This window comes from Synechococcus sp. R3-13, from assembly GCF_047462195.1.
Taxonomy (GTDB): Bacteria; Cyanobacteriota; Cyanobacteriia; order Thermostichales; family Thermostichaceae; genus Thermostichus.
Window position 1 is genome coordinate 1 of record NZ_JANSIO010000096.1, and the last position, 3,000, is coordinate 3,000.

Below are 3,000 nucleotides of genomic sequence, written 5' to 3' on the forward strand. Positions count from 1 at the left end.
CCAGCAAAGCCCGCAGGTAGGCTTCTCCATCCTGAAGGTTTTGCCGAGCGGAGAACTGCTGTAGCCAAAGGGCCCTGGGGGGATCTGTTTCGCTCAGTTGAGCCAGCACCGTGCGCATCGCCTGATAAGTCAGGTAGCTGATCAAGGTCTTGGCGGTGTCTTTGGCGATCTGTTTCAGATCCATTGCCGATCCAGGGAGGGAGCCAGTAGGGCAAGAGAGCCGTGGGGATCCCCTGCCCCCAGCAGATCTCTAGAGGGTGTCGACGGCCTTGAACTCGAACTTGATTTCCTTCCACAGCTCGCAGGCAGCCGCCAGCTCTGGCGACCACTTGGCTGCTTCCCGGATAATGTCGTTGCCTTCGCGGGCCAGATCTCGACCTTCGTTACGAGCTTGGATACACGCTTCCAAGGCCACCCGGTTAGCGGTTGCGCCCGGCGCGTTGCCCCAGGGGTGTCCCAAGGTTCCGCCGCCAAACTGCAGCACCGAGTCGTCGCCGAAGATTTCCACCAGCGCCGGCATGTGCCAAACGTGGATCCCACCGGAAGCCACTGGCATCACCCCTGGCATGGAAGCCCAATCTTGGGTGAAGAAAATGCCGCGGGAGCGATCGGCCTCTACGTAGTTTTCCCGCATGAGATCCACAAAGCCCATCGTGATGGCGCGGTCGCCTTCCAACTTGCCCACCACCGTCCCAGAGTGCAGGTGGTCGCCACCGGACATGCGCAAACACTTGGCCAACACCCGGAAGTGGATGCCATGGTTCTTCTGCCGGTCGATCACCGCGTGCATGGCCCGGTGGATGTGCAGCAGAATGCCGTTATCCCGGCACCACTTGGCCAGGCTGGTGTTGGCAGTAAAGCCGGCTGTCAAGTAGTCGTGCATGATGATGGGAGCGCCCAACTCCTTGGCAAACTCGGCCCGCTTGAACATCTCTTCGCAGGTGGGCGCCGTTACGTTCAAGTAGTGGCCCTTGATCTCGCCGGTTTCCGCTTGGGCCTTGTGGACAGCCTCCATCACGAACAAGTAGCGATCCCGCCAGCGCTGGAAGGGCTGGGAGTTGATGTTTTCGTCATCTTTGGTGAAGTCCAAGCCGCCCCGCAGAGCTTCATACACGGCCCGCCCGTAGTTTTTGGCAGAAAGGCCCAACTTGGGCTTGATGGTGCAGCCCAGCAGCGGACGGCCATACTTATTCAATTTGTCCCGCTCCACCTGAATGCCATGGGGAGGGCCCTGGAAGGTTTTCAGGTAGGCCACCGGGATCCGCACATCTTCCAGCCGCAGCGCCTTTAGGGCCTTAAAGCCAAAAACGTTGCCCACAATCGAGGTGAGCATGTTGGTCACCGAGCCTTCCTCGAACAGATCCAGCGGATAGGCGACGAAGCAGAAGTACTGGTTGTCTTCGCCGGGAACCGGCTCGATGTCATAGCAGCGGCCCTTGTACCGATCCAAGTCGGTCAGCAAATCTGTCCATACCGTTGTCCAGGTGCCTGTCGAAGACTCAGCCGCCACAGCCGCCCCGGCCTCTTCGGGAGGAACACCCGGCTGAGGAGTAACCCGGAAACAGGCCAAGACGTCGGTATCCTTAGGCGTGTAGTCGGGAGTGTAATAGGTGAGTCGGTAATCCTTCACACCGGCTTGATAGCCGCTTTTGGATTGGGTTGCTGAATAGGCCACGTTGATCTCCCTCTGAACGAATCACAGAACCAGAAAATGCCATTCACGGATGCAACCAAGAGGAAAAAACCCAGGGCCAAAACTCAAGACCACCGAGTTTTCGTGAACGAACTCGCCCCACAACCGCGAGGCCAAAGTTGGGCCTTAAGACACTCTTCATCCCAGGGGATGGAAGCCCCAAACCCTTCTTTTCGAGTGCCTTCAATTGCTAGCTTGGACTCCCTGGACTTGCAAATCCAGTAGAAAGATTTTTATACAGTGCCTAAGCTAGAATCTCGGCAAACACAACTCTATATTGGTTTAATCCTAAGCTATCATCCGCAATAGTGGGCTGAACATTACTTTCTTTATGAGTTTGATTAGTTTGGTTAAAGTGAGTCCCGTTGCTGCCTGCCGAGAATACAGATTTCTTTGGCTTTCTTAATATCCTTCGGGTGGGATCCCCGGCCAAAACCAAAAGCTCCCTTCTTTGAGGGAGCGGAGCAAGTCCACCCACAGGATCTGGAGGGTCAAGAAACGGCTGCCAGGGTTGGCTGGGGTCTCTTGCTGATCACTTGGTCGATGAGGCCGTACTCTTTGGCTTGTTCTGGGGTCATGAAGTTGTCGCGGTCGGTATCTCGTTCGATGCGCTCTAGAGGTTGACCGGTGTGGTAGGCCAGCAGGCTATTGAGGCTGTTTTTGATGAAGAGGATCTCTTTGGCCTGAATTTCAATATCGGTAGCTGGCCCCTGAGCTCCACCAAGGGGTTGGTGGATCATGATGCGGGCGTGGGGAAGGGCAATGCGCTTGCCTTTGGTGCCCCCTGCCAGCAGAAAGGCTCCCATGCTGGCAGCCAAACCAATGCAGATGGTGGAGACATCCGGCTGAATGTGCTGCATGGTGTCGTAAATGGCCATGCCAGCATAGACAGAGCCGCCGGGGGAGTTGATGTAGAGGTAGATGTCTTTTTCAGGGTCTTCGGACTCCAAGTAGAGCATCTGGGCCACAATCAGGTTAGCAATGTCGTCGTCCACCTGGGTGCCCAAGAAAATGATCCGATCCCGCAAGAGACGCGAGTAAATGTCAAAGGCGCGCTCGCCTCGCGCAGATTGCTCAATAACGGTGGGAATCATGCCAGTCCAAACGATGGGTCAGTCCTTACTAGTGTAGTCTAAGCCACCGGACGGATGCTTTGCTCAGGACGACTCACCGGCCCGCCTCCGTACGGGGCTCGATGGGGTGTGAGCCGGCTAGAACAGCAAGGAGACGGGGTGGTTATAGCGGGATCCCTCTTCTTCTGGGATGTGGAACGGGTGTAAACTACCCGGCTCCGACCGCTAAGCGGT

At 56.6% G+C, this 3,000-nt stretch carries 3 protein-coding genes; all 3 read right to left on the reverse strand.

From position 1 onward, the window contains the following. Nucleotides 1–184 (reverse strand): chaperonin family protein RbcX (locus tag NW856_RS03275; RefSeq protein WP_414399062.1); only part of this gene is annotated, 184 nt, incomplete at its 3' end. A 66-nt stretch (nucleotides 185–250) separates the two neighbouring features. Next, entirely contained in the window at nucleotides 251–1,675 is a 1,425-nt protein-coding gene (locus NW856_RS03280) for a form I ribulose bisphosphate carboxylase large subunit (protein ID WP_011434138.1), read from the reverse strand. 509 nt (nucleotides 1,676–2,184) lie between these two features. Further along, complete coding sequence (gene clpP / locus NW856_RS03285; RefSeq protein WP_011434140.1) at nucleotides 2,185–2,787, reverse strand: ATP-dependent Clp endopeptidase proteolytic subunit ClpP; 603 nt, start codon at nucleotides 2,785–2,787, stop codon at nucleotides 2,185–2,187. Nucleotides 2,788–3,000 lie beyond the last annotated feature (213 nt).